This is a genomic window from Janthinobacterium kochi, assembly GCF_051380715.1.
Lineage (GTDB): Bacteria > Pseudomonadota > Gammaproteobacteria > Burkholderiales > Burkholderiaceae_D > Janthinobacterium.
Map to the genome: position 1 here is coordinate 387,289 of NZ_JBNYXO010000002.1, position 22,569 is coordinate 409,857.

A 22,569-nucleotide genomic window follows, 5' to 3' on the forward strand; every position below is an offset into this window, starting at 1 on the left:
ATGCCGGTTCACCGGCGTCTGCAACAGGCCCGTTGTATCGGACAATACAGACATTAACAACATTGAATCAGCCCGACCGTGCCGGGCTGACAACTTTAAATTTTTTAAAAACCGTCGCGAGCAAGCCCGATATCGGGTCGAGTAGCGGAGCCGTACTTTACGTACGGGGGCGCCGAGCCGGTAAGCAACACAGAACCCGAGAGGGGGCTGCGCAGCAGGTTTTTACTGGCAGGCTTCGCATTCTTCGAAACCGTCATCTCCCGGACGCAGGTAGCAGGCTTCGCCATCGGCGTCGTCCGCTGCCGCTGCCACTACCGGTGCCACGGCGGCAGCGGCTGCCGCCACGACCGCTGCCTGGGCGCTCTGTGCGCTGGCCGACATGCCGCCATCGACGGCCACGGCGTTCAGGGCGCCCGTCTTGGAGGTCGATTTCTCCATGTGGGTAGCGGCGATGGTACGCAGGTAGTAGGTGGTTTTCAGGCCACGCAGCCATGCCAGCTTGTAGGTCTCGTCGAGCTTCTTGCCCGATGCGCCAGCCATGTAAATGTTCAGCGACTGGGCCTGGTCGATCCACTTCTGGCGACGCGAAGCCGCTTCCACCAGCCAGCTTGGCGATACTTCAAAGGCGGTGGCGTAGATGTCGCGCAGGTCTTGCGGGATGCGGTCGATCTTCACCAGACTGCCGTCGAAGTACTTCAGGTCGGAGATCATGACTTCATCCCACAGGTCGCGCGCCTTCAGGTCGCGCACCAGGTAGCCGTTGATCTCGGTGAATTCGCCCGACAGGTTCGATTTCACGTACAGGTTCTGGAACGTCGGCTCGATACAGGCCGACACGCCGATGATGTTCGAAATCGTCGCCGTCGGGGCGATCGCCACGCAGTTTGAGTTGCGCATGCCGAACTTGGCGATGCGTTCGCGCACCGGCGTCCAGTCCATGGCCGACGAGGAATCGACTTCCAGGTAGCCGCCGCGCTCTTCGGCCAGCAGTTTCACCGAGTCTTGCGGCAGGATGCCACGGTCCCACAGCGAACCGGCATACGATTCATAGCGGCCGCGCTCTTCGGCCAGTTCCGTCGACGCCAGGTAGGCGTAGTAGCAGACCGCTTCCATCGAGGTGTCGGCGAACGACACGGCAGCGTCCGAGGCGAACGGGATGCGCATCATGTGCAGGCAGTCCTGGAAACCCATCACGCCCATGCCGACCGGACGATGGCGCATGTTCGAATTGCGCGCCTTCTCGACGGCGTAGTAATTGATGTCGATGACGTTGTCGAGCATGCGCATGGCGGTGCGGATGGTCTTGGCCAGCTTGACGTGATCGAGCTTGCCTTCCTTCATGTGCGCCGGCATGTTGACGGAACCGAGGTTGCAGACGGCGATTTCGTCAGGACCCGTGTTGAGCGTGATTTCGGTGCACAGATTCGAGCTGTGGACGACGCCGACGTGCGACTGCGGGCTGCGGATGTTGCAAGGATCCTTGAACGTGATCCATGGGTGGCCCGTTTCAAACAGCATCGACAGCATCTTGCGCCACAGGTCCAGCGCGGCGATCTTCTTGAACGAACGGATTTCGCCGGCGGCGGCCTTGGCTTCGTAGCCCAGGTAAGCCTTTTCAAAGGCTTTGCCGACCAGGTCGTGCAAATCTGGCGTTTCGGATGGCGAGAACAGGGTCCACTCGCCTTTTTCCATGACGCGCTTCATGAACATGTCGGGAATCCAGTTCGCCGTGTTCATGTCGTGCGTGCGGCGGCGGTCGTCACCCGTGTTCTTGCGCAGGTCGAGGAATTCCTCGATGTCCATGTGCCAGGTTTCCAGGTAGGCGCAGACGGCGCCCTTGCGCTTGCCGCCCTGGTTGACTGCCACGGCCGTGTCGTTGACCACTTTCAGGAACGGCACCACGCCTTGCGACTTGCCGTTGGTGCCCTTGATGTGGGCGCCCAGGGCGCGCACTGGCGTCCAGTCGTTGCCCAGGCCGCCGGCGTACTTGGCCAGCAGCGCGTTGTCCTTGATGGCGTCGTAAATGCCTTCCAGGTCGTCCGAGACGGTGCTCAGGTAGCACGACGACAGCTGCGAGCGCAGGGTGCCCGAGTTGAACAGGGTCGGGGTCGAGCTCATGAAGTCGAACGAGGACAGCAGATTGTAGAACTCGATGGTGCGCGCTTCGCGGTCCGCTTCGTTCAGCGACAGACCCATGGCCACACGCATGTAGAACGCTTGCGGCATTTCGATGCGCACGTCATGGATGTGCAGGAAGTAGCGGTCATACAGGGTTTGCAGACCGATGTAGCCGAATTGCAAGTCGCGGTCGGCCACGATGGCTTTCGCCAGGCGTTCCAGGTCGAAGCTGGCAAGTACCGGGTTCAGCAGCTCGTTGGCGATGCCCTTGGCGATATATTGCGGGAAATACGTCAGGTACTCGGCAGCAGCGGCCGCTTGCGGCACTTCCTTGCCGAACACTTCCTTGCGCACCGTGTGCAGCAGGATGCGGGCCGTGACCTGGCTGTAGGCCGGATCTTTTTCCATCAGCGCGCGCGCCGCCAGGATGGCCGACTTGTGCAGCTCTTCGACGGGCACGCCGTCGTACAGGTTCTTCACCGTTTCAGCCAGAATGGCGTCGGCATCGACGTGCTTTTCCAGGCCTGCGCAGGCGGCATTGATCAGGTCGCGCACTTCCTGCATGTCGAGCAGACGGCGCACGCCGTTATCGAGCACGTTCAGCTGGGGTGCGGTCACTTGCGCGGAAGCGCCCAGCGCTTCCTTCTGCAGACGGCGCTCTTCCATGTGCTTGGCACGGTACAGCACATAGGCACGCGCCACGTCGTGCTCGCCCGAACGCATCAGCGACAGTTCCACCTGGTCTTGCACGTCTTCGATATGGAAGGTGCCGCCCCCCGGCTGGCGGCGCACCAGCGCGGCGACAACGCCGTCGGTCAGCTGTTCCACCAGTTCGCGGATGCGCGCCGAGGCTGCGCCCTGGCCGCCGTTAACGGCCAAAAACGCCTTGGTCATGGCGATTGCGATCTTCGAAGGCTCAAATGCCACCACCGCGCCGTTGCGGCGGAGGATGCGATAGTCGCCCAATGCCGCGCCCGTGCTCGCCACGCTATTGGCCGCGCCTGGCGCTGGCGATACTGGCGTTGGATGGATGGAAATATCTTGTGGTGATTGCATTGAAGCTCCCGTTGTCAGCTAAAGTCAGCCTGCAGTTTTGCTGCCGCGTGTGTTGTTGAATAGAACGCCCGATGGTCAGGGTTTCTTCAGGTGTTTGTTGCTAAATAGTAAGTAATTCACAGCCAGAAATCATACGGCCAACCTGTACAGCCCGGCTGGCGCGAAACACGATCAAGGGTGATGAAACGCCAGTTCCCGTTGCCATATCAACAAACAGGGTAGCTTTGGTAATATTTCTGAAAACGTCTGTGATGGCACTACATATAGTCTTTAAATCCAAGTTATGTACTAATTGTAGTGCCCATCGAAAGGCGATGCAATAGTTTTCCGGCATCCGTCAGCGTAATTTTTTGTATTTTCATATACGATTTCGGTTGACTTTTCAGGGCATGGATGGAAAGCCCAATCCCCGCGTAGTAAGCGCTAACGCAGGCTGCCCGCGCACAGTTTCCAACCAGCATTCTTGATAAAAATGCCAGTCAAAAAACGCTCCCGGATCCGTTTTCCTCCCCGGCGCAATATGCTCGTGGCCGCGCACCTGGGACAAGTCATAGCGCGCCACCAGCGCCGCCGTCAACGCCGCCAGCACGCGGTATTGCTGCGCCTGGAAGGGGACAAAGTCCGCGCCTTCCATTTCGATACCGATGGAATAGTCATTGCACTGCGGACGTCCTTCGAATGTGGACGCGCCAGCATGCCAGGCACGTTGATCAACAGAAACATATTGCAACAGCGCACCATCGCGCCGCACAAAAAAGTGCGCCGACACCTGCAAGCCACGCAGGTCGGCGAAAGAAGGATCGGCATTATAATCTACCCGGCCGGTAAACAAGTCCGACACATGCGGTCCGCCAAAGTGGCCGCCCGGCAAGCTGATGTTATGGATCACCAGCAAGTCGACTTGCGCACCGTCCGGGCGCGCATCCTGGTGCGGCGAATCATAGCGCAGCGCGCCGTCGCACCAGCCGTCTTCATCTATCGTCCATGCTGTCATCAAGGTAGCGCTTCCAGTATCGTCAATTTCTGCATGCGGTAACGCAGCTGGCGCACGCTCAGGCCCAGCTGGCGCGCCGCCCGTGCGCGGTGATAGCGCGCCTGTGCCAGCGCCTGCATGATCATGTCGCGCTCGGCCTGGCGCAAATACACATCCAGCGGCACACTGCACACGTCCATGCCCGGCAGGCACAATTGCCGTTCCGGCAAGCCCGGCGCCGCCCGCAACGGGGTGATCCCCGCCGGCGACTGCAAGCCCAGCCCGTCGAGCGCGATCACGCCGCCATCAGCAAAGGCCAGCGCCCGTTCCAGCATATTTTCCAGTTCGCGCACATTGCCCGGAAACGCATACGCTGCCAGGGCCGCCAGCACCGGTGGCGCCAGGCTCACGGCCTGGCCCGGTGCCAGACGCGCCAGGATTACTTCACATAATATCTGCAGATCGCCACGCCGCTCACGCAACGGCGGCAGCGCCAACTCGATTACATTGAGGCGGTAAAACAGATCCTGGCGAAACGTGCCGGCGGCCACACCGCGCGCCAGGCCATGCTGGCTGGCGCACAGGATGCGCACGTCAACGGCTTCGTCGCTACTGCCGCCCAGCTTGCGCACGCGGCGCTCCTGCAGCACGCGCAACAGCTTCACCTGCATGGCCAGCGGCAAATCATCGACTTCATCAAGCAACAAACTGCCGCCATGGGCCGCCTGGAACAATCCCTGGCGTTCGTGCAGCGCGCCAGTATAGGCGCCCGGCCGGCAGCCGAAGAATTCGGCTTCCATCAGCGCTTCGGGAATGGCACCGCAGTTGACGGCGATAAACGGGCCGCTGGCGCGCGCCCCCTGCGCGTGGATGGCGCGCGCCGCCAGTTCCTTGCCGCTGCCCGATTCGCCGCGGATGGCCACCGGCGCGCCGCACAGGGCGATGCGGCCGATCTGCGCGCGCAACGCCTGCATGGGCAGTGAATGGCCACATAGTTGCGGCGCGGACGGCAGGCCGCTGGCCACCGTCTTGCCGGCGGCGGTCGCGGTCTGCAGCTTGGGACTGGGCATAGGGGAGCGCGCCTTTCTGCAAGGGCGGTGGCGAACCGCTTACTGCAGATGCTACGCCGGACTGCTGCCGGAAGACGATACGATACGGATGAGCAATGCGGCGCGGGCCTGCCCTTACAGCGTGGCGTGCGCGTGGCTGCAGTAATCGTGGCCCTTGGCCTGCACGTTTTCGGAGGCCGGGTAATACACGCCGCAATGGGCGCAACACAGCATCAGCTCCGCATCCGGCAATTCCTGTGGCCGGCCCGGCGGCGCAAACGGATTGGGCTGCTGTTGCTGTTGCTGCGCACGGGCCCGCTGCTGCATGCCCCGGATCTTGCTGCGGATGGCAAACAGCACCAGGAACACCAGCGCCAGCCAGAATAAAACACGCGTCATGTGTATCCTCGGTGTAAAACCACTTCAAGTACAAAACGGCTGCCGACATAGGCCAGCAGCAAGGTGGCGAAACCGGCCAGGGTGAAGCTCAAGGCCGTCTTGCCGCGCCAGCCGCGAAAGCGGCGCCCTGCCAGCAGGGCGGCAAACAACAGCCACGACAGCATGGTAAACACGGATTTGTGATCCCAGTTGAGCGCCTTGCCAAATAATTGCTCGGAAAAGACGATGCCCGACAGCACGGTCAGGCTGAGCAGAATGAAACCCAGACCGATCATGCGGAACAGCAACTTTTCCATCGTCAGCAGCGCTGGCAGCTGGTCCAGCGCGCTGCCGATGAAACCGCGGCTTTCGCTGCGCGTATGCAGGCGCGATTCCTGCAGCGCCATGAGCACGGCGTGAAAGGCGGCAATCGTCAAGGTGCTGTAGGCCAGCACCGCCACGGCAATATGCCAGCCGAAGACGGCGGACTTGCCTTCCATGCTGACCTGGCTGCCAGGAAAGGCCCAGGCCAGGCCGATGGCGATGACGGCGCTGGGCATGACCATGCGGCGCAATCCGTCCAGGCTGAAATTGCGGTTCTCGATCCAGTAGGCGCCCACCGAGACCCACAGCGCGGCCGACAGCATGGCGGAAAAACCGAAACGCAAGGTGCCAGGCGCCATCAGGTCGAACCACAGGGTGGCGGCGTGCGCCAGCCAGGCGACGCCGGTCAGGCCGGCAATGAGCCGGGCACGGGACGAGGGAAGCACCGCGCACGCCGCGTACAACAGGGCGGCGATGAAAAAGAAATAGATCTGCATAGTTTAAGTTTACACCATAGCCGGCAAGCGCGATTCAAGCGACAGTATGGGCTGCGAGCAATTCGCCACCTGCCAATACCGCAAGCCTGCCATGATATCGCGCCTGAGGCATGACGGGGTGGCGCACCCTCAAGATTTTGGCAATCTTTCCTGCTACGCGCCGTCGCCGCGCGGCGGATGTGTTGCCATCCTGATGAGCCAGTCTATAATTATATCTACAGAGCAATATTTATCCACCCTTACGCCCCCTCCCCTCGCCATGCCTTTTCGAAAATTTTTCTGGACCTGCCTCCTGCTGGCCGCCTGCACTGGTTTAAGCGGCTGCATGAAAGACGCGCCTTCCCAATCCACGTATGAGGAATATTTCCGTACCTCGATTCAAAGCTACGATCTGTACAAGGATTACTTCGAGATCGCGAAACTGGAAAAGCTCAATGGCTGGAAAGAGAATGAACAGTACGAAATCAAAGGCTCGGCCGTGCTGCGCGCCAAGGTAGGCTACCTGGAACTGCTGGCCGATGTGGCCGACAAGATCGAGGCGCAGGCCAAGACGGATGGCTCCGTGGGCATGACCATGGGCCTGGGCCTGATGGCGCGCGGCATGAGCGGCGAAAACAAGGCCTTCCGCGACTTCTGGGCGCAGCAGCAGGAAAAGAAGGCGATTCCCGCACCGCTGCTGGCCCGCCAGGCGGCGATGACGGCAGAGCGCTTCGAAAACCTGCTGCAATGGTCGGACCAGATCGTGCAGGACAATTATGGCGCCATCATCAACCGCCAGCTCAAGAAAGGCGATGAACTGACGCGCATCTATACGCTGAGCTTCAGGCAGACGGAAAAAGGCTGGATGGGCTTTAACGCCCGCTAAGGGCGCTGCACATAAAAAACCTCCGGACCATCGCTGGCACGGAGGTTTTTTGATGGTTTTACTGATTTACTTCACATTCAGGCTCTTTTTCGCCTGCTCCAGCAAGTCCGTCTTGACCCAGTCCTTGGCCACCGGCGGCTTCGTCATGCGGCCCACGCCCGTTTTCACCATCACATCGGTGGTCACCTGGATATGCTCGGGCGAGATGTCATACGAATACGGCGAATTGCTGATCGCGTCGTCGAAGTCATCCTTCGTGATCTGGCCGCGGAACACGACTTCGCGCACATACTTTTCCGCCGTCGCCTTGTTCTCGATGAAGGTCTTCGTGGCTTCGACGAAGCAGCGCATGAATTTTTCTGCCACCGGGCGGCGTTCCTTGTAAAACTTTTCCGTCATCACCATGGTACGCACGGGTTCGCCGATCGGCGTGTCGTACGGTTTCAGGATTTCCGTACCAAAACCTTTGTTGATCGCCTGCGACGATTGCGGCTCCGACTGCATCATGGCGTCGATATTCTTGCCCATCAGCGCCTGGTTCAAGTCGGCGTAAGCCAGGAACACCAGTTGCACGTCCTTGCCCTTGGTTTCGGAATACGTCAGGCCCGCTTGCGACAGCTCGGCCAGCAGCAGCACTTCCTGGATGCCGCCGCGCGTCACGCCCACGCGCTTGCCCTTCAAATCCTTCACGCTGGCGATCTTTTGCCCCATGCCCCCCACCAGGCGCGCACCGCCCTTGGCAAAGCCGGCCACCACATAGATGGGCGCACCGCCGGCGCGGCCGGAAATGGCCGCTTCGGATGCCGTCGCACCCACGTCCAGCTCGCCCGCGATAATCGCCTGCATGACATCAAGGCCCTTGGCAAAGATATGCTCTTCGACCTTGATGCCGCACTTGGGCGCGATTTCCTTGATGTACGACACGGCGCCGTAATGGGCAAATTTCAAGTTGCCCAGGCGCACGACTTCCTGCGCCTGCGCCTGGACGGCGCCCATGCTGAACGCCAGCATGAGGGCGGCGGCGATACCGGTCTTCAAAGTTGATTTTGTCTGCATCGGGTTCTCCTGTGGTGGTTGGTGTGTGCCCGCAAGGGCATAAAACACAGCTTTTTTTATTATGGGGAGATAGTACCGTGTGTTAAGTAACCCTCGGGGAAATATTGTAAATTTATGACGAACAGAACCGGATGCTGTGCAAGGCGCCTGCAGCGACGCAGTGCGAGCACTGCCAGCTGCGGGCAAGCCTCGTCGGCCACCTTGCACAGCGCCGCTTATGGAAGTCAGAAATCACAATAATTTATTGGGGGTTACTTAAAGCCAGGGCAACATTTTTTTGCCCTGGCCGGCCGGCCCTGTTTAAAACGTGGCGCGCAGGGTCACGCTCGCATTGCGTGGCGCACCATACCAGTTACCACCGCCAGAGTAGCCCGTCTTTTCATAGTAGCGCTTGTCAAAGACATTATTGACGTTCAGAGCCAGCGACCAGCGGGGAGCGATGCGGTATTGCGCCAGCGCGCTCCAGACGGCATAGCCGCCCTGCGTAAACTGGAAGTCCTGCTCGCCGCCGGCACGCGTGAGCACCGTGCCGTTCGTGTAGTTGGCGCTCTGGATGGTGACATTGCCGCCCACCTTCCAGGCCGACCAGGCGCCAGGCAAGGCATACGCCGTCGACAGCTTGAACAGATGCTTGGGCGTGATGCTGCTGAAAGGCAATCCCGTGCTGTCATTCTTGCTGTGGTTAAAAGTATAGCCGGCGGCGGCCTGCAAGCCGGGCAAGAGTTCGCCGCCCACTTCCATATCCACGCCGCGGCTGGTCACCTTACCCTGCGGCAGATAGCAGCAATTGCCCGCATACAGGTCGGTTTCTTCCGGATAGCTGGGGTCCAGCACCGCCTCGCCATTGCGTTCGACATGGAACAGGCTGAAAGTGGCATTCAGGCGCCCGTCGAGCAATTCGCCCTTGAGGCCGCCTTCATAGCTCTTGCCCGTGATAGGCTTGAGCGAGGTACCCGGCACCGGGCCCGCCTTGTACAGCGCCTGCGGCTTGAAGATGGCGGAATAGCTGGCATACGCCGACCACTGTGCATTGATGTCATAGATGATGCCGCCATACGGCGTCAGCTTGGTCGGCTCGCTGAAGCGGCTGTCAGAGTCGGGCGACCACACGCCCGTGTCGCCATCGAGGGATGCCACGTATTGCTTGAATTTGTAACGGGCCAGGCGCGCGCCCAGCACCACGTGCAGCTGGTCGCTGGGATGCAGGCGCACGGTGCCATACGCGCCATACTGTTCCTGCTCCCATGGATGAAAACGGTACCAGACGGGGCCATTGTCGCCGCCGGCCCAAGGCGTGGCATCGGGATTGAAGGGATTGGCCGGCGTACTGCCCGCCCCCGTCTGCCGGGCCGAATCCCAGTAGCTCGTGACCTTCTGCCGGTCGGCTCCCAGCAGCAACTCATGCGTGCGTCCCAGCAGCTTGAAATTGCCCGTCAGATTCAGGTCCAGCACATTCTGGTGATTCCAGGCATTGTTGCGCGTGCCGGCCCACACGACGCCATCGCTGCCGCCAGGCTCCACGGCGCCGGTGGTAAACGTGCCGCGCCCTTTGGCGCTCTGCTCGACGTGGCTGGCATTCAATTTCAGCTTCCAGCCAGTGGGAAAGCGGTGTTCAAGCTGGGCAAACAGCTCCGTGACCGCATTGTCGACATACCCCCAGGGCTGGCTCAGGTTGGTCGAGCGCGGCAACTGCAAATCGGCGCCGTCCGCATAGCGGGGCAGACCGGAACCACTGCCATTCGTATCGCGCTTGGCATGCGAACCGCCCACGGTCAGCAGCGAGCCCGTGGGCAGGTCCGCTTCCAGCACGCCATACAAAAGTGCCTTTTCCGTGCGGAAGTGGCGCATGAAGGAGCCATCATTTTCATACATGGCCACTACCCTTCCGCGCACCCGCCCGTCATATGCGAGCGGACCGGTGGCGTCGACGTCGGCGCGATAATTGCTCCAGCTGCCCGCCGACAAGCCAGCCGTCAGTTGCCGCTGCTCCAGCGGTTTCTTGCGCGCCAGGTTGATGATGCCACCCGGATCACCGGCACCGGCCAGCAGGCCGGACGCGCCGCGCATCACCTCGACCCGGTCGTACATCGCCATATCCTGGATCGCCGTCGCGGTGTAGCTGCCGATATTGAAGGGCGCGCCGCCATCGATCTGCATGCTGTCGATCTGGAAGCCCCGCGAATAGAAATTGTAGGCGTGGCCGTTTACGCGCTGCAAGGTGATGCCCGGCGTCAGCGCCATGGCGCCACCGATATCCTTGACGTCCTGGTCATCGAGCTGCTGGCGCGTCACCACCGATACCGACTGGGGAATTTCGCGAAACGACTGGTCCGTCTTCGACGCGATGCTGGTGACGCGGCTGGTGTACGAACCCGTGCCTTCCGTGCTGCCATCGGCGGCGCGGCGCGCACGCACGCGGATCGCGGCCAGGGTTTGCTCATCAGCGGCGCTGGCAGCGGCACCCGCCGATGTCGCGGCTGCGGGCGCCGCTTTTTGCAAGGTATAGCTGCCGTCACTGCGGCCGACGAGTTCCAGGCCGCTGCCGGCCAGCAGGCGCGCCAGCGCCTCGCGCGGCGTATAGCTGCCGCTCAGGGCCGGGCTGCTCAGCCCCGCCGTCAGGGCCGGATCGAACGACAGGGCGATACCCGCGTCAACGGCCAGGGTGGACAGGTTGCGCCCCAGGGGACCGGCCGCCACGTCGATGCTGCGCGCGGCGGGCGCGTCCGGCGATGCGGCATGGGCGGGCGCCGCCATGGCCAGCACAGCCAGGTGGACGGCGAGAAAAACGATGGAACGGAGGGGAGTTGCAGGCATGACGTTTCCTTTACATGGCAATGGGATCTTCTTCCCCTTGCCAGCCCGGCGCGAAAAAAGTGTCAGGTTTTTTCACCTATTTATTCGGCCGCATCCAGGGTCACCCAATAGCCGCCAAGGCGCGTGCGCGCCGCCACAGGATAGGTCGATACCAGCATTACCAGCGCCGCATCCGTGTCCGTGATGGGAAAGGCGCCCGAGACGCGCACGCCGGCCACGCGGGGATCGCAGCGCACGATGCCGGGCCGGTAGCGGCCCAGTTCCAGCGCAAAATCGTGCAAACGCATGTCTTCGGCCAGCAGCATGCCGCGCCGCCACGCCAGCGCGCCGCCGTCCAGCGCAGCGGGTTCGCCGATGGCCGCCGCCGTGAAGGCCACTTGCCGTCCCGCTGGAATGATATGTTCCGCACCGCTGCGCGCCTGCACGCGCACGCGGCTTTCCCGCACCGCCAGCCGCGTCCGGCCACCATCCTGGCGCACGGAAAACTGCGTGCCCAGCGCTTCGAGCCGGCCTTCGGCCGTGGCGACGAAAAACGGGCGGCGCTGCGCATCGGCGGCAGTCTGCACGGCGATTTCGCCGCGCCGCAGGGTCAGCAGGCGCTGCGCGCCATCGAATTGCACGTCCAGGGTGGTGGCCGTATTGAGGCTGATGCGGCTGCCATCGGCCAGCACGATGTCGCGCCGCTCGCCAGTAGCCGTGCGGTAATCGTGGCGCCAGCCCTGCTGCTCCATCAGCAGCCAGGCGCCGGGCACCACCGCCAGCAAGGCGGCCAGTTTCAGCAGCGCGGCGCGGCGCGCCGAGCTGCGGTCCACCGCTTCGGCGCGGTCCAGCGCCGGCATGGCCAGTTCCGGCGGCAAGCCGCCGAGTTTTCCCAGCAGCGCTTCGGCACGCTGCCAGGCGCGCGCGTGTTCCGGGTCGCTTGCGCGCCAGCGTTCGCACTCGCGCCGCTGCTGTGCGCTGGCCGCGCCCGAGTGCAGCTGCATCAGCCAGTCGGCCGCCTGCTCGAGCACGCGTGGATCAATCGGAACACGGGCGCCCACGCTAGTCGCCATCGAGCTGCAGGCATGCCAGGAAGGCCTGCTTCATATAGCGCTTCACGCTGGCCAGCGACACGTCCAGCCGCACGGCGATGGCGTCATACGTCAGCCCTTCCAGCTGCGACAGCAAAAAGGCACGCCGCACGACAGCCGGCAGGGAGTCGAGCATGGCGTCGACCTGGTGCAGGGTTTCCAGGATCAGCAATTGGTCTTCACACGATGGCGCTTGCACTTCGGGCAGCAGGGCGATGGCGTCGAGATAGGCGCGTTCGAGCGCCTGGCGCTGGTACCAGTTGATGAGGATGCCGCGCGCCACCGTCGTCAGGTAAGCGCGCGGCTGGCTGATGGCGACGATGTCGCGCCGCGCCAGGATGCGGATGAAGGTGTCGTGCGCCAGGTCGGCCGCGTCAAAGGCATTGCCCAGCTTGTAGCGCAACCAGCCATGCAGCCAGCCGTGGTGCTGCTGGTACAGCGCCTGGGCGGCATGCGTGGGAGAAGAGTGGTCTTGCTGTAGGGCGAAGTCGGCGGCCGACATGGGCATCCTTTCCTGTCAGGCGCCTGGCACCAACGCAAATAAGAATTATTCTCATTTTAGCCGAAACAACAACGCCGGTGCAATGCCTGGCCGCGATGGCAGGCATGGCGCCGGCGTTTTTACAACACCTAGTGTCCGGCCAGCGCCACCACCGGATCGAGTCCCGACGCCTTGCGCGCCGGCATGAAGCCAAACACCAGCCCCGTCACCACGGCGCAGGCAAACGCGCCGGCGATGGCGCTCAGCGAAAAGATCACCGGCACGTCCCATACCAGCAGCAAGCCGGCCACCGTCACGCCGACCACGATGCCGGCCACGCCGCCCACCACCGACACCAGCACGGCTTCGGTGAGGAACTGGCGCAGGATGTCGCGCCGGCGCGCGCCCGTCGCCATGCGGATGCCGATTTCGCGCGTGCGCTCGCGCACCGTCATCAGCATCACGTTCATGACGCCGATGCCGCCCACCACCAGGGAGACGGCGGCGATCAGGCTGAGCATCATGGTCATGTTGTCCTGCGTCTTGGCTTCGGCAGCGATCGACGCGGCGGCGTTGCTGATGCCATAGTCGCGGATGCGGTGGCGCTCGAACATGGTGGCGTCGACCGCCGCCTCCACTTCCGTCACGCGCTTGACGTCGGCCACCGCCATGACGGTGTAGGTCGGCTCGCGCTGGCCGAAGACGCGGATGCCGGCCGTGGAAAACGGCAGCAGCAGCACGTCATCTTCATCCTTCTCGCCCGTCAGCGCGCCCTTCGCGCTCATCACGCCGATCACCTGGAACGGCACATTGCCGATCAGGATGCTCTGCCCCACGGGATTGGCCACGTCGGGCATCAGCTTTTCGGCCAGGTGCGCGCCCAGCACGGCCACGGTGGCCATCTCGCGCTCGTCTTCTTCGGTAAAGAAGCCGCCCTTGGCCACGGGCCAGGTCTGGATCTGCGGCAGGGCCGGGCCCGTGCCGCGCACATACGTCTGCACGTCGAGGTTGCCGTGGCGTATGACCTTGTTGCCGGTGACATTCGGCAGCACATGGGAAATGCCCGGCACATCCTTGAGCGCATCGAGGTCGGCCAGGGTGATGCTGCGCCCGGGGATGCGCGAGCTTTCGCCGCGCGACGCCATGTACAGCAAATTCGAGCCGAACGCGCCCAATTGGGCCATCACTTGCTGGCGCGTGCCCAGGCCGATGGCCAGCATGACGATCACGGAAGCGACGCCGATGACGATGCCGAGCAGGGTCAAGCCCGTGCGGAAGCGGTTGATCCACAGCACGCGCCAGGCGGCGCGCGCCGCGTCGAGCAATTCCGTGCCCAGCGAAGCGCCCGTGTCATGCGCGGCGCGCGACATGTCCAGCGGCGGCAGGGCCGTCGACGTGGATGGAATGGCGACGGCGCCCGAGTCTGCGACGATTTCGCCGTCGCTGATCTCGATCACGCGGCGCGCCTGGGCCGCCACCTTGCGGTCATGCGTAATGAGGATGATGGTGTGGCCCGCGTCGGCCAGTTCGCCCAGCAGGGCCATGACTTCGGCGCCGCTGCTGCTATCTAAGGCCCCCGTCGGTTCATCGGCGAGGATGATGCGCCCGCCATTCATCAGGGCGCGCGCGATCGACACCCGCTGCTGCTGCCCGCCCGATAATTGATTCGGCCGGTGGTCGAGCCGGTCGCCCAGGCCCAGGCGCTTGAGCAGCGCTTCGGAACGGGCGTGGCGGGCGGCGGCCGGCATGCCCGCGTACAGGGCCGGCACTTCCACGTTCTCGCGCGCCGATTCGGTGGCGATCAGGTGATAACCCTGGAAGACGAAGCCGAACGCTACACGCCGCAGCCACGCCAGTTCATCGGGATTCAGGTTGGCCACGTCCTGGCCGGCGTAGCGGTAGGTGCCGTCGCTGGGACGGTCAAGGCATCCCAGCAAATGCATCAGGGTCGATTTGCCGGAACCCGACGCGCCCACGATGGCGACGAATTCACCGGCGCCAATGGACAAGGTCAGGCCGCGCAGCACTTCCACGGCCGGCGCGCCGTCATGGCCGCCGTAACGCTTGCGAATGCCGACAAGTTCAATCAGTGGCGCCGGCTGGCCAGATTCTCCGGCCTGCCCCAGCGACCTGGCCTCGCTCATGGCACTCATAACTGGAACCTGCTGGCGCCGCTGCTGGCCGGCTGCTCGCCCGTGACCAGCAACTCACCTTCGCGCAAGCCTTGCAGCACTTCCGCGCTGAGGCGGTTGCGCACGCCCACGGTGACGGCGCGCGTCTCGACCTTGCCGTCCGCATCCATCACGCGGGCCGTGAACTGCCCCGGCTTGGCGCCTTCTTCAGTCGACGGTTTCAGCGCCGGCAAGGGCACGGCCAGCACATTGTTTGCCGCGGCCGTGACAAACACCACCTGCGCCGTCATCTGCGGCATCAGTTCGCCATCGGCGTTATCCACGTCGAACAGCACGGTATATAAGATCACCTTGCTGGTCGACGGCGCCAGGGCCGTGCCGGCGGCAGAACCACCGGGCACCGGCGGCGCCGGCAGCACTTGGCGCACCTTGCCGCTCCAGCGCCGCTGGTCGCCGCCCAGGGTGGTGAAGTACACGGGCATGTCCGGGCGCACGCGGCGCACGTCCGCTTCCGACACTTCCGTCCACACCGTCATGGCCGACAGATCGGCGATGCGCAGGATGTTCGGCGTCTGGTACGTGGCGTTCAGGGTCTGCCCTTCCTTGGCATCCAGGCCCACCACCTTGCCGGCCATCGGCGCGTAGATGCGCGTATAGCCGAGGCGCGCCTCGTCCGCCTTCAGGCTGGCCTGGGTCTGGGCTATCTGCGCCTTCAGGTGATCGATCTTGGCGCCGGCCGAGGCCAGCGTGGCTTCGGCCGTTTCCAGGTCGGCCAGCGGCGTCGAGTCGAACTTGGCCATCTGCTGCTGGCGCACGTGCTGCTGGCCCGCCAGCCGGTGCTGCGCCTGCTGGTCGGCCAGCTGCGCGCGCAAGCCCGCCAGGGCGGCGCGACCCGCGTCGACCGTGGCTTGCTGCACGCTGGGGTCGATCTCGGCCAGCAACTGGCCTTTTTCCACGGCACTGCCGGGCTGCACGTGCAGGCGCGTGATCTGGCCCGACACCTGCGCGCCCACGTCGACATAGGTTTGCGGCTGCAGGGTGCCGATGGCCGTGACGCTGGCCTCGATATTGCCGCGCTTGACGGGCGCCGTGTCGAACACGGTGGCCGGGCCGCGCGTGGCCCACAGGGCACCGGCGCCAAACAGCGCCAGCAAGACCGCGCCGCCCAGGATGCGGGCGCGGCGGGAAGGCAGGCGGGCCGCCATCAGGAAGCCGCCTTCAATACAGTCAATACATCAATCGGTGTCGCCGGGCGTGAAAAATACATCGGTCTATCCTTGAAAATGGCGGTGATCATCACCGCAGAAACGTCACAAGCCCTGCCAGCGCGGCGACGGCTGCCAGCAGGGAACTACGCAACAGCAGCTTGGGCGCATACGGCAGCAGCAGGGCCACCAGCAGCGCTCCCGCGCCGATGAATCCCAGCCAGGCGACCACGCCGACGGTAGCGCTCCAGCCGGCCACGCAAGGCCAGATGGCCAGCGCCAGCAGGATGGCGCCCGCCAGTTGCAGGGCGCGCCGCACGTTCGGCGCCGCGTCCCTGCCCCAGACCTGGCCATGGTGGCGGTCCATCGCCAGCGAGAGGCTCGCCATGCCCGCATACGACAGGCCCAGCGCGCACAGGATGGTGTTGATCATGACTGTCCTTCCGTAGTGACTTGCAGGCTGGCCACGGGCGCAGCGTTTTCCCTGGCGGCAGCTTTTTTTAGCGGTTTTTCCTTGCGCTTGTGGACTTTCCACGCGCCCCAGGCGGCCAGCAGGCCGAAGGCCATGCTGCCCAGCTCCACGCCGGCGCTTTCCCAGTCGCCGCGCGCGACCTGCGCCACCAGGTTGTCGCCCGTGCTCAGCACATTCAAGACCGGCAGCAGCAGGCATAGGGCGGCCAGCAAGCCCAGTTGCTCGATCCACGCGCGCTTTTCCGCGCGCAGGCAGGCGTGCACCAGCATCAAAAACCACACGCCGAAGAAGGCGCGCACTTCCCAGCCGGCGCGCTGCTCGATGCCGACGGGGATCAGGCGGTTGGCCCACAGGAAGCCCACGCAGGCGATCGACAGGCCGGCAATCGCCGCCACATTCAGGCAGGCGATGACGCGGTACACGCGCTGCGTATAGGCGCCGAACTCGCCGCCGGACTTCTGGCGGCGCTTGACCATAAATAGAATGGCGCCCGTGCCCATCATGGCCGTGCCGGCCAGGCCGCAAAAGAAGTACAGCCAGCGCATCGGCGTGCCACCGAAACCCACCATGTGCAGGTTAGCCATGACGGAACGCGTCAAGCCCGCGCCGCCCGTGTCCGACTCGCCCGGCCGGCGCACGGCAACCTGCTCGCCCGTGGCCAGCGCATAACAGGCCCTGCCCGTATTGGCGCTGATGCGCGTGAGCAGTTCCGTATCCTCGTTCCAGCCATACATGCACACGCGCATGGAGGCGTCGTTCGGGTTGTCCAGCACCACGGCGCGGATTTCCTGGCCGATGGCCTGCTCGGCGCGCAGCGCGAACGGTTCCAGCGCGGGAATGGCCAGCGGCTGGCCCGAGCGCGCAGGTTTACCCGCATCGTTCCAGTCGGCCAGAAAGGCTTTCTTGGGGTTGTCCATGCCGTATTGCGCCGCCACGGGGGCCGGCACATAGTCATCGCTGAAGAAGGCCAGGCCCGTGTAGGCGATCATGAACTGGAACGGTAACGTCAGCACGGCCACCGCGTTATGCGCGTCGAGCCACGAACGCTGGCCCTTGGCCGGGCGGAAGGTGAAGAAATCCTTGAAGATACGCTTGTGCGTGATGACGCCGCTCAACAGCGCCACCAGCATGATCATGGTGGTGATGCCGACGATCCAGACGCCGATGCGTCCCGCGTGCAGCTCGTAGTGGAAATCGACAAAGTGGTGGCCGCCGATGGTGTCGCGCTGCGTTACCTCGCGCGCATGTTTGACGATGGCGCCCGTCAGCGGATCGAGGTCCGCCGAGCCATAGCCGCCGCCGGGCTGGAACCAGTAGGCGGACAAGCCGTGGTCGGGACGCTGCACCGGCCAGATTTCCCACATGTCCGCCTTCGGGTGCTCCTTCGCCATAAAGTCGAGCGCCAGCTCCAGACGGTGCGCGCGGTCCGTGACCTTGGGCAGCGGCGGATCGTTCGCATGCGCCGCCTCTTCCAAAGCGTGTTCAGGCGTCATCCAGTGGCCGATCGGGTCGTCGAAGACGGCCAGGGTGCCGGTCAGGAAAATGGCGAACAGCAGCCAGGAAATCCACAGGCCGCTCCACGTATGCAGCCAGGCCATGGCCTGGCGCAAGCCGCCCTGCTGCGGCGTCTTGACCACTTTGTCTACCTTGACGGCGTTCATGCGGCACCTCGCGACAGCAGCAGGCCGATGCCGCCGCAAACGATGGCTGGCAGCAGCATGCCGAGCCAGGCGCGGCGCAGGTCTTGCACGGCAAAGACCCAGATCACGGCGCAGGTGTACACGACAAAGGCGCTCAGGGTCGCCGTCAGCACGGCTTCGGCGCGCGACAGCGGCAGCACGGCCGACAGCAGCACGGCCACGCCGGACGTGAGCGCATAGCCGCCAAAGATGGCGGCGAGCACGCGCGAGAACAACATCATGTGGGCCGATTTCATCATCGCGGCGCCCCTGGGTATGGCTGTTGTGCCGGGCGGCATACCTTGTACATCAGATGCATCACACTGCGTCCTTCCATTTGGGTTGATCGTGGCGGCGGCACGCAGCGGCATGAAACCGCGCAACGTGGCGCCTTGCATGGGTACTGGATATTGAGTCTCTTAACTACAGGTGCCGCGAGAATCGAAAACGGGCAGCCGGATGGCAAATATTTTTACTGCAAGGATTACGGCGCCGGTTCGACCGTCACCCAATACCGCGTGCGGCTGCGCACCTGCACGGGTAGCGAGTTGGGCAGCATGTTCAGGATGCGCTGGGTGTCGGCCAGCGGGAAGACGCCCGACAGGCGCAGCTGGGCCACTGCCGGCGCGCAGTCGATCACGCCGGGGAGGTAACGGGCCAGCTCGGCCAGGAAGTCGCCCAGTGTCACATCGTCGACGATCAACTGCCCGCGCGACCAGGCATCGGCATACGCATCGATGGCGTGCGGCGCGTCCGGCGCATGGCGGGAAAACGCCACGCCGCGCCCGGCAGCCAGCAGCAAGGGCGCGCCAGCGCTCTCGCGGGGGCGGATTTCAACGGCGCTTTCAAACACTTCCACGGTGCTGACGCCATCCTGCTGGCGCACGGCAAAGCGCGTGCCCAGCGCGCGCACCAGGCCTTCGCGCGTGGCCACCACCAGCGGCGCGGCGCTGCCGGCACCGTGACCGCTGGTGACGAGGATCTCGCCGGCCAGCAATTCGATCAGGCGGCGGCTGGCGTCGAAACGCACGTTCACGGCCGATCCCGTATTCAGGCTGAGCACACTGCCATCGTCCAGCACCACCTCGCGCCGCTCGCCCGTGGCCGTGCGATAGTCGGCGCGCAGGGCGCGCACGCCATCCCAGGCGCCCGTCTGCGCGGCCAGCATGCCTGCGCCAACCACCACGCCCAGCCACGCCAGCAACTGGCGCCGCTTGCCATTGACGCCTTGCTGCTGCGTGCCGGCCAGCGCCTGCGCGGCCGCTCCTCGGTGCACGCCGTTGAACCGCCGCGACACCGCGTCGATATGCTGCCAGGCCCGTTCATGTTCCGGGTCGGCTTCGCGCCAGCGCTGCCAGGCGGCCAGTTCCTCCTCGCCAACCTCGTCCGACATCAGCACGGTCAGCCACTCGGCCGCGTGCTGCTGCACCTCTTCGCTGATGGCCGCCGGGGCCGCAGCCTCTCCCGACTTGCTCATGCCGGCAGCGAGAAAAACACCTGGCGGTTGGCACGCGTCAGGTATTGCTTGACCGAGCTGGCCGACACCTTCAGGCGTGCGGCGATCTCGGCATAGCTGAGACCTTCCAGCTGCGCCAGCAAAAACGCCGTGCGCACGGGCGCGGGCAAGCCATCGAGGGCCGCATCGATTTCCTGCAACGCTTCCAGCGCCAGCAGCCGTTCCTCGGGCGCGGGCGCCACCTCGGGCGGCAGGCAAGCCAGCGCCTGCAGATAGGCGTCTTCCAGCACCTGCCGGCGGTAGCGGTGCGCCACCAGGCGCCGCGCAATGGTGGCGAGAAAAGGCCGCGCTTCGCGGATCTGCGGCGCCGTGCCATTGGTCAGCACGCTGACAAAGGTGTCTTGCGCCAGGTCCGCCGCCTCGCCCGCATTGCCCAGCTTATGCCGCAGCCAGCCCTGCAGCCAGCCGTGATGGCTGCTGTAGAGTGCGTGCAGGTCTTGTTGCTGGGCAAAATCGGCGGCCGACATGGCATCCCTTTCCGCTCAGGCGTGCGCCACCCGAGAATGTAAATAAGAATTATTCTCATTCTAACCGCGCAATGCCTTGGATGCAATCGCGGCGTTGGCAGAAATACCAACTAATTCAAAAGCCGGCCAACCGCCAGGCGCTGCAGCGCAGGACCGCCAGCCACCCGCGATGGGGTAAAATGGCGCCCATCGTCCGGCTTGCGCCGCCCACTCCCAAGCTTTTCATTGCAGGTTCATCATGCTAGATAATCTCACCCAACGGCTTGCCAAAGTCGTCAAGACCATGCGCGGCGAGGCGCGCCTGACCGAAGCGAACACCGCCGACATGCTGCGCGAAGTGCGCCTGGCGCTGCTCGAAGCCGACGTCGCCCTGCCCGCCGTGCGCGAATTCATCGCCAAAGTCAAAGAAAAAGCCATGGGCGAGGATGTCATTTCCTCGCTCACGCCAGGCCAGGCCCTGGTTGGCGTAGTGCAGCGCGAGCTGGCCGCCCTGATGGGCGCCGACCTGGGACCGGAAGCGTCGCAGATCAGCTTTGCGCAGCAGCCGCCCGCCATCATCCTGATGGCCGGTCTGCAGGGTGTGGGTAAAACCACCACCGTCGGCAAGCTGGCGAAATACCTGAAGGAAGAAAAGAAGAAGAAAGTGCTGACCGTCTCGGCCGACGTGTACCGTCCCGCCGCGATCGCCCAGCTGCAATCGGTCACCGCCCAGGTGGGCGCCGACTTCTTCCCGTCCGCCAGCACGGACAAGCCGGTCGATATCGCCCTGGCCGCGCTGGACTGGGCGAAAAAGCATTACCACGACGTGCTGATCATCGATACGGCAGGCCGCCTCGGTATCGACGAAGAGATGATGCGCGAAATCGCCGCCATCCACGGCGCCGTGAAACCGATCGAAACCCTGTTTGTCGTCGACGCCATGCTCGGCCAGGATGCCATCAACACGGCGAAAGCCTTCAACGATGCGCTGCCGCTGACCGGTATCGTGCTGACCAAGCTCGATGGCGATGCGCGCGGCGGTGCAGCCCTGTCGGTGCGCCACATCACGGGCAAGCCGATCAAGTTTGCCGGTGTCTCGGAAAAACTCGACGGCCTGGAAGCGTTCGACCCGACCCGCATGGCCAACCGCATCCTCGGCATGGGCGACATCCTCGCGCTGGTGGAAGAAGCGCGCAAGGGCGTCGACAGCAAGGCAGCGGCCGACCTGGCGCAAAAGATCAAGGTCGGCGGCAAGTTCGACATGAACGACTTCAAGGCGCAGCTGGGCCAGATGAAGAAAATGGGCGGCATGGCCAACCTGATGGACAAGCTGCCGGCCCAGTTCCAGCAGGCGGCGGGTGGCAAGAACATGGATCAAGCCGATAAACAGGTGCGCCGCATGTGCGGCATCATCGACTCGATGACGCCGCAGGAACGCGCCAAGCCTGAACTGATCAAGGCCACGCGCAAGCGCCGCATCGCCGCCGGCGCCGGCGTGCAAGTGCAGGAAGTGAACCGCATGCTGACGCAATTCGAGCAAATGCAGACGATGATGAAGAAATTGTCGGGCGGCGGCATGATGAAGATGATGCGTTCCATGAAGGGTATGATGCCTGGCATGAGGTAAGGCATCAAAATCCCCGTTCACGGGGATTTTGATGGCGTTCATTACGCCGCACATCCAAGTAAAAACACCGTTTCAAATAATGCCGGATTGCATTTTCATGTGTCCGGCATCACTCTTCCCTCCCCCCGCAGTGCTCCTCCCCGCATAGCCAGTAACCATGCCATTTACGGGCAAAAACACCGTTCTGCGCCCCCAAGCGGTGCGCCCGGGCGACAGCATCGCCATTTCCCTGCCTTTTCCTCTTGAAAACGTGAAAAACACTTGCATACAAGGTAAATCCACACCAATATTAGCCGTGCGATTAATTGCGCAATTTCCCATGTGTTTGTTAAGGAGGCTCGAAGATGGCAACAGCCAAAAAAACCCCAGTAGCAGCGCCAGCCAAAGCAGCAGCAGCCAAGCCTGCAGCCGCCAAAAAAGCAGCACCCGCAGCCAAAGCAGCAGCTAAACCAGCAGCGGTGAAGAAAGCGGCAGCACCGGCAACACCACGCAAGCCAAACGCAGCATTCATGAAAGCAATGACGCCATCGAAAGATCTGGCCGCCGTTGTTGGCGCAGCACCACTGCCGCGCACGGAAGTGACCAAGAAGGTATGGGATTACATCAAGAAACTCGATCTGCAAGATCCGGCCAACCGCCGCATGATCAATGCGGACGACAAGCTGAAAGCTGTTTTCGGCGGCAAAGCCCAAGTCTCCATGTTTGAAATGACGAAACTGATCTCCGATCATTTGAAATAATCAGATACGCGCCGGCTAACACCGAGCGAGTGCCCCGCCGCATCACTGCGAGCGGGGCATTTTTTTGGCTG

Annotated in this window: 19 protein-coding genes; 3 read left to right on the forward strand and 16 right to left on the reverse strand. The window is 63.6% G+C overall.

Features of this window, described 5'->3' with window-relative positions:
- Nucleotides 1–222: 222 nt before the first annotated feature.
- The 5 genes from ACQ4WL_RS06120 to ACQ4WL_RS06140 all read right to left on the reverse strand — a co-directional run bounded on the left by ACQ4WL_RS06120 (nucleotide 223) and on the right by ACQ4WL_RS06140 (nucleotide 6,395).
- Nucleotides 223–3,174, reverse strand: coding sequence for a ribonucleoside-diphosphate reductase subunit alpha (locus ACQ4WL_RS06120; protein ID WP_436508750.1), 2,952 nt, complete (start codon nucleotides 3,172–3,174; stop codon nucleotides 223–225).
- A 382-nt stretch (nucleotides 3,175–3,556) separates the two neighbouring features.
- Nucleotides 3,557–4,168: a 1,6-anhydro-N-acetylmuramyl-L-alanine amidase AmpD gene (gene ampD / locus ACQ4WL_RS06125; protein WP_436508751.1), complete on the reverse strand. Its 612-nt coding sequence runs from the start codon at nucleotides 4,166–4,168 to the stop codon at nucleotides 3,557–3,559.
- Nucleotides 4,168–5,217 carry a sigma 54-interacting transcriptional regulator gene (locus tag ACQ4WL_RS06130; protein WP_436508752.1) on the reverse strand — a complete coding sequence of 350 codons (1,050 nt, stop codon included), beginning with the start codon at nucleotides 5,215–5,217 and terminating at the stop codon, nucleotides 4,168–4,170. Before ACQ4WL_RS06130 ends, ampD begins: the two co-directional genes overlap by 1 nt.
- A 114-nt stretch (nucleotides 5,218–5,331) precedes the next feature.
- Nucleotides 5,332–5,595 (reverse strand): PP0621 family protein, encoded by a 264-nt coding sequence (locus ACQ4WL_RS06135; protein WP_099762142.1) that lies wholly within the window; start codon nucleotides 5,593–5,595, stop codon nucleotides 5,332–5,334.
- Nucleotides 5,592–6,395: a cytochrome C assembly family protein gene (locus ACQ4WL_RS06140; RefSeq protein ID WP_436508754.1), complete on the reverse strand. Its 804-nt coding sequence runs from the start codon at nucleotides 6,393–6,395 to the stop codon at nucleotides 5,592–5,594. Before ACQ4WL_RS06140 ends, ACQ4WL_RS06135 begins: the two co-directional genes overlap by 4 nt.
- 325 nt (nucleotides 6,396–6,720) lie before the next feature.
- Between ACQ4WL_RS06140 and ACQ4WL_RS06145 the strand changes: the two genes are divergently transcribed.
- On the forward strand, nucleotides 6,721–7,260 hold the full coding sequence (locus ACQ4WL_RS06145; protein WP_436508756.1) for a hypothetical protein: 540 nt from the start codon (nucleotides 6,721–6,723) through the stop codon (nucleotides 7,258–7,260).
- Nucleotides 7,261–7,326: 66 nt separating this feature from the next.
- Here ACQ4WL_RS06145 and ACQ4WL_RS06150 read toward each other — a convergent pair whose 3' ends face one another.
- The 11 genes from ACQ4WL_RS06150 to ACQ4WL_RS06200 form a co-directional block, all read right to left on the reverse strand.
- Entirely contained in the window at nucleotides 7,327–8,271 is a 945-nt protein-coding gene (locus ACQ4WL_RS06150) for an ABC transporter substrate-binding protein (RefSeq protein ID WP_436509102.1), read from the reverse strand.
- 345 nt (nucleotides 8,272–8,616) lie between these two features.
- On the reverse strand, nucleotides 8,617–11,130 hold the full coding sequence (locus ACQ4WL_RS06155; protein WP_436508757.1) for a TonB-dependent siderophore receptor: 2,514 nt from the start codon (nucleotides 11,128–11,130) through the stop codon (nucleotides 8,617–8,619).
- An 80-nt stretch (nucleotides 11,131–11,210) separates the two neighbouring features.
- Nucleotides 11,211–12,170 carry a FecR domain-containing protein gene (locus ACQ4WL_RS06160; protein ID WP_436508758.1) on the reverse strand — a complete coding sequence of 320 codons (960 nt, stop codon included), beginning with the start codon at nucleotides 12,168–12,170 and terminating at the stop codon, nucleotides 11,211–11,213.
- A 1-nt stretch (nucleotide 12,171) separates the two neighbouring features.
- Nucleotides 12,172–12,702 (reverse strand): sigma-70 family RNA polymerase sigma factor, encoded by a 531-nt coding sequence (locus ACQ4WL_RS06165; RefSeq protein ID WP_436508759.1) that lies wholly within the window; start codon nucleotides 12,700–12,702, stop codon nucleotides 12,172–12,174.
- A gap of 128 nt (nucleotides 12,703–12,830) precedes the next feature.
- Nucleotides 12,831–14,825 (reverse strand): MacB family efflux pump subunit, encoded by a 1,995-nt coding sequence (locus tag ACQ4WL_RS06170; protein ID WP_436508761.1) that lies wholly within the window; start codon nucleotides 14,823–14,825, stop codon nucleotides 12,831–12,833.
- A gap of 5 nt (nucleotides 14,826–14,830) precedes the next feature.
- Nucleotides 14,831–16,018: an efflux RND transporter periplasmic adaptor subunit gene (locus ACQ4WL_RS06175; protein WP_436508762.1), complete on the reverse strand. Its 1,188-nt coding sequence runs from the start codon at nucleotides 16,016–16,018 to the stop codon at nucleotides 14,831–14,833.
- A gap of 91 nt (nucleotides 16,019–16,109) precedes the next feature.
- Nucleotides 16,110–16,451, reverse strand: a complete 342-nt coding sequence (locus ACQ4WL_RS06180; RefSeq protein ID WP_436508763.1) for a DUF3325 domain-containing protein — start codon at nucleotides 16,449–16,451, stop codon at nucleotides 16,110–16,112.
- Entirely contained in the window at nucleotides 16,448–18,151 is a 1,704-nt protein-coding gene (locus ACQ4WL_RS06185; protein ID WP_436508765.1) for a PepSY-associated TM helix domain-containing protein, read from the reverse strand. The genes ACQ4WL_RS06180 and ACQ4WL_RS06185 overlap by 4 nt, the downstream gene beginning before the upstream one ends.
- Nucleotides 18,148–18,429 carry a hypothetical protein gene (locus ACQ4WL_RS06190; RefSeq protein WP_436508766.1) on the reverse strand — a complete coding sequence of 94 codons (282 nt, stop codon included), beginning with the start codon at nucleotides 18,427–18,429 and terminating at the stop codon, nucleotides 18,148–18,150. The genes ACQ4WL_RS06185 and ACQ4WL_RS06190 overlap by 4 nt, the downstream gene beginning before the upstream one ends.
- Before the next feature lie 224 nt (nucleotides 18,430–18,653).
- Nucleotides 18,654–19,646 (reverse strand): FecR domain-containing protein, encoded by a 993-nt coding sequence (locus tag ACQ4WL_RS06195; RefSeq protein WP_436508767.1) that lies wholly within the window; start codon nucleotides 19,644–19,646, stop codon nucleotides 18,654–18,656.
- Nucleotides 19,643–20,152, reverse strand: a complete 510-nt coding sequence (locus ACQ4WL_RS06200; protein ID WP_436508768.1) for a sigma-70 family RNA polymerase sigma factor — start codon at nucleotides 20,150–20,152, stop codon at nucleotides 19,643–19,645. The genes ACQ4WL_RS06195 and ACQ4WL_RS06200 overlap by 4 nt, the downstream gene beginning before the upstream one ends.
- 238 nt (nucleotides 20,153–20,390) lie before the next feature.
- Between ACQ4WL_RS06200 and ffh the strand changes: the two genes are divergently transcribed.
- Both ffh and ACQ4WL_RS06210 read left to right on the forward strand, forming a co-directional pair.
- A complete protein-coding gene (ffh, locus tag ACQ4WL_RS06205; protein ID WP_096237853.1) occupies nucleotides 20,391–21,758 on the forward strand; it encodes a signal recognition particle protein in 1,368 nt (455 codons plus the stop codon).
- Nucleotides 21,759–22,102: 344 nt separating this feature from the next.
- Nucleotides 22,103–22,498, forward strand: a complete 396-nt coding sequence (locus ACQ4WL_RS06210; RefSeq protein ID WP_099762133.1) for an SWIB/MDM2 domain-containing protein — start codon at nucleotides 22,103–22,105, stop codon at nucleotides 22,496–22,498.
- Nucleotides 22,499–22,569 lie beyond the last annotated feature (71 nt).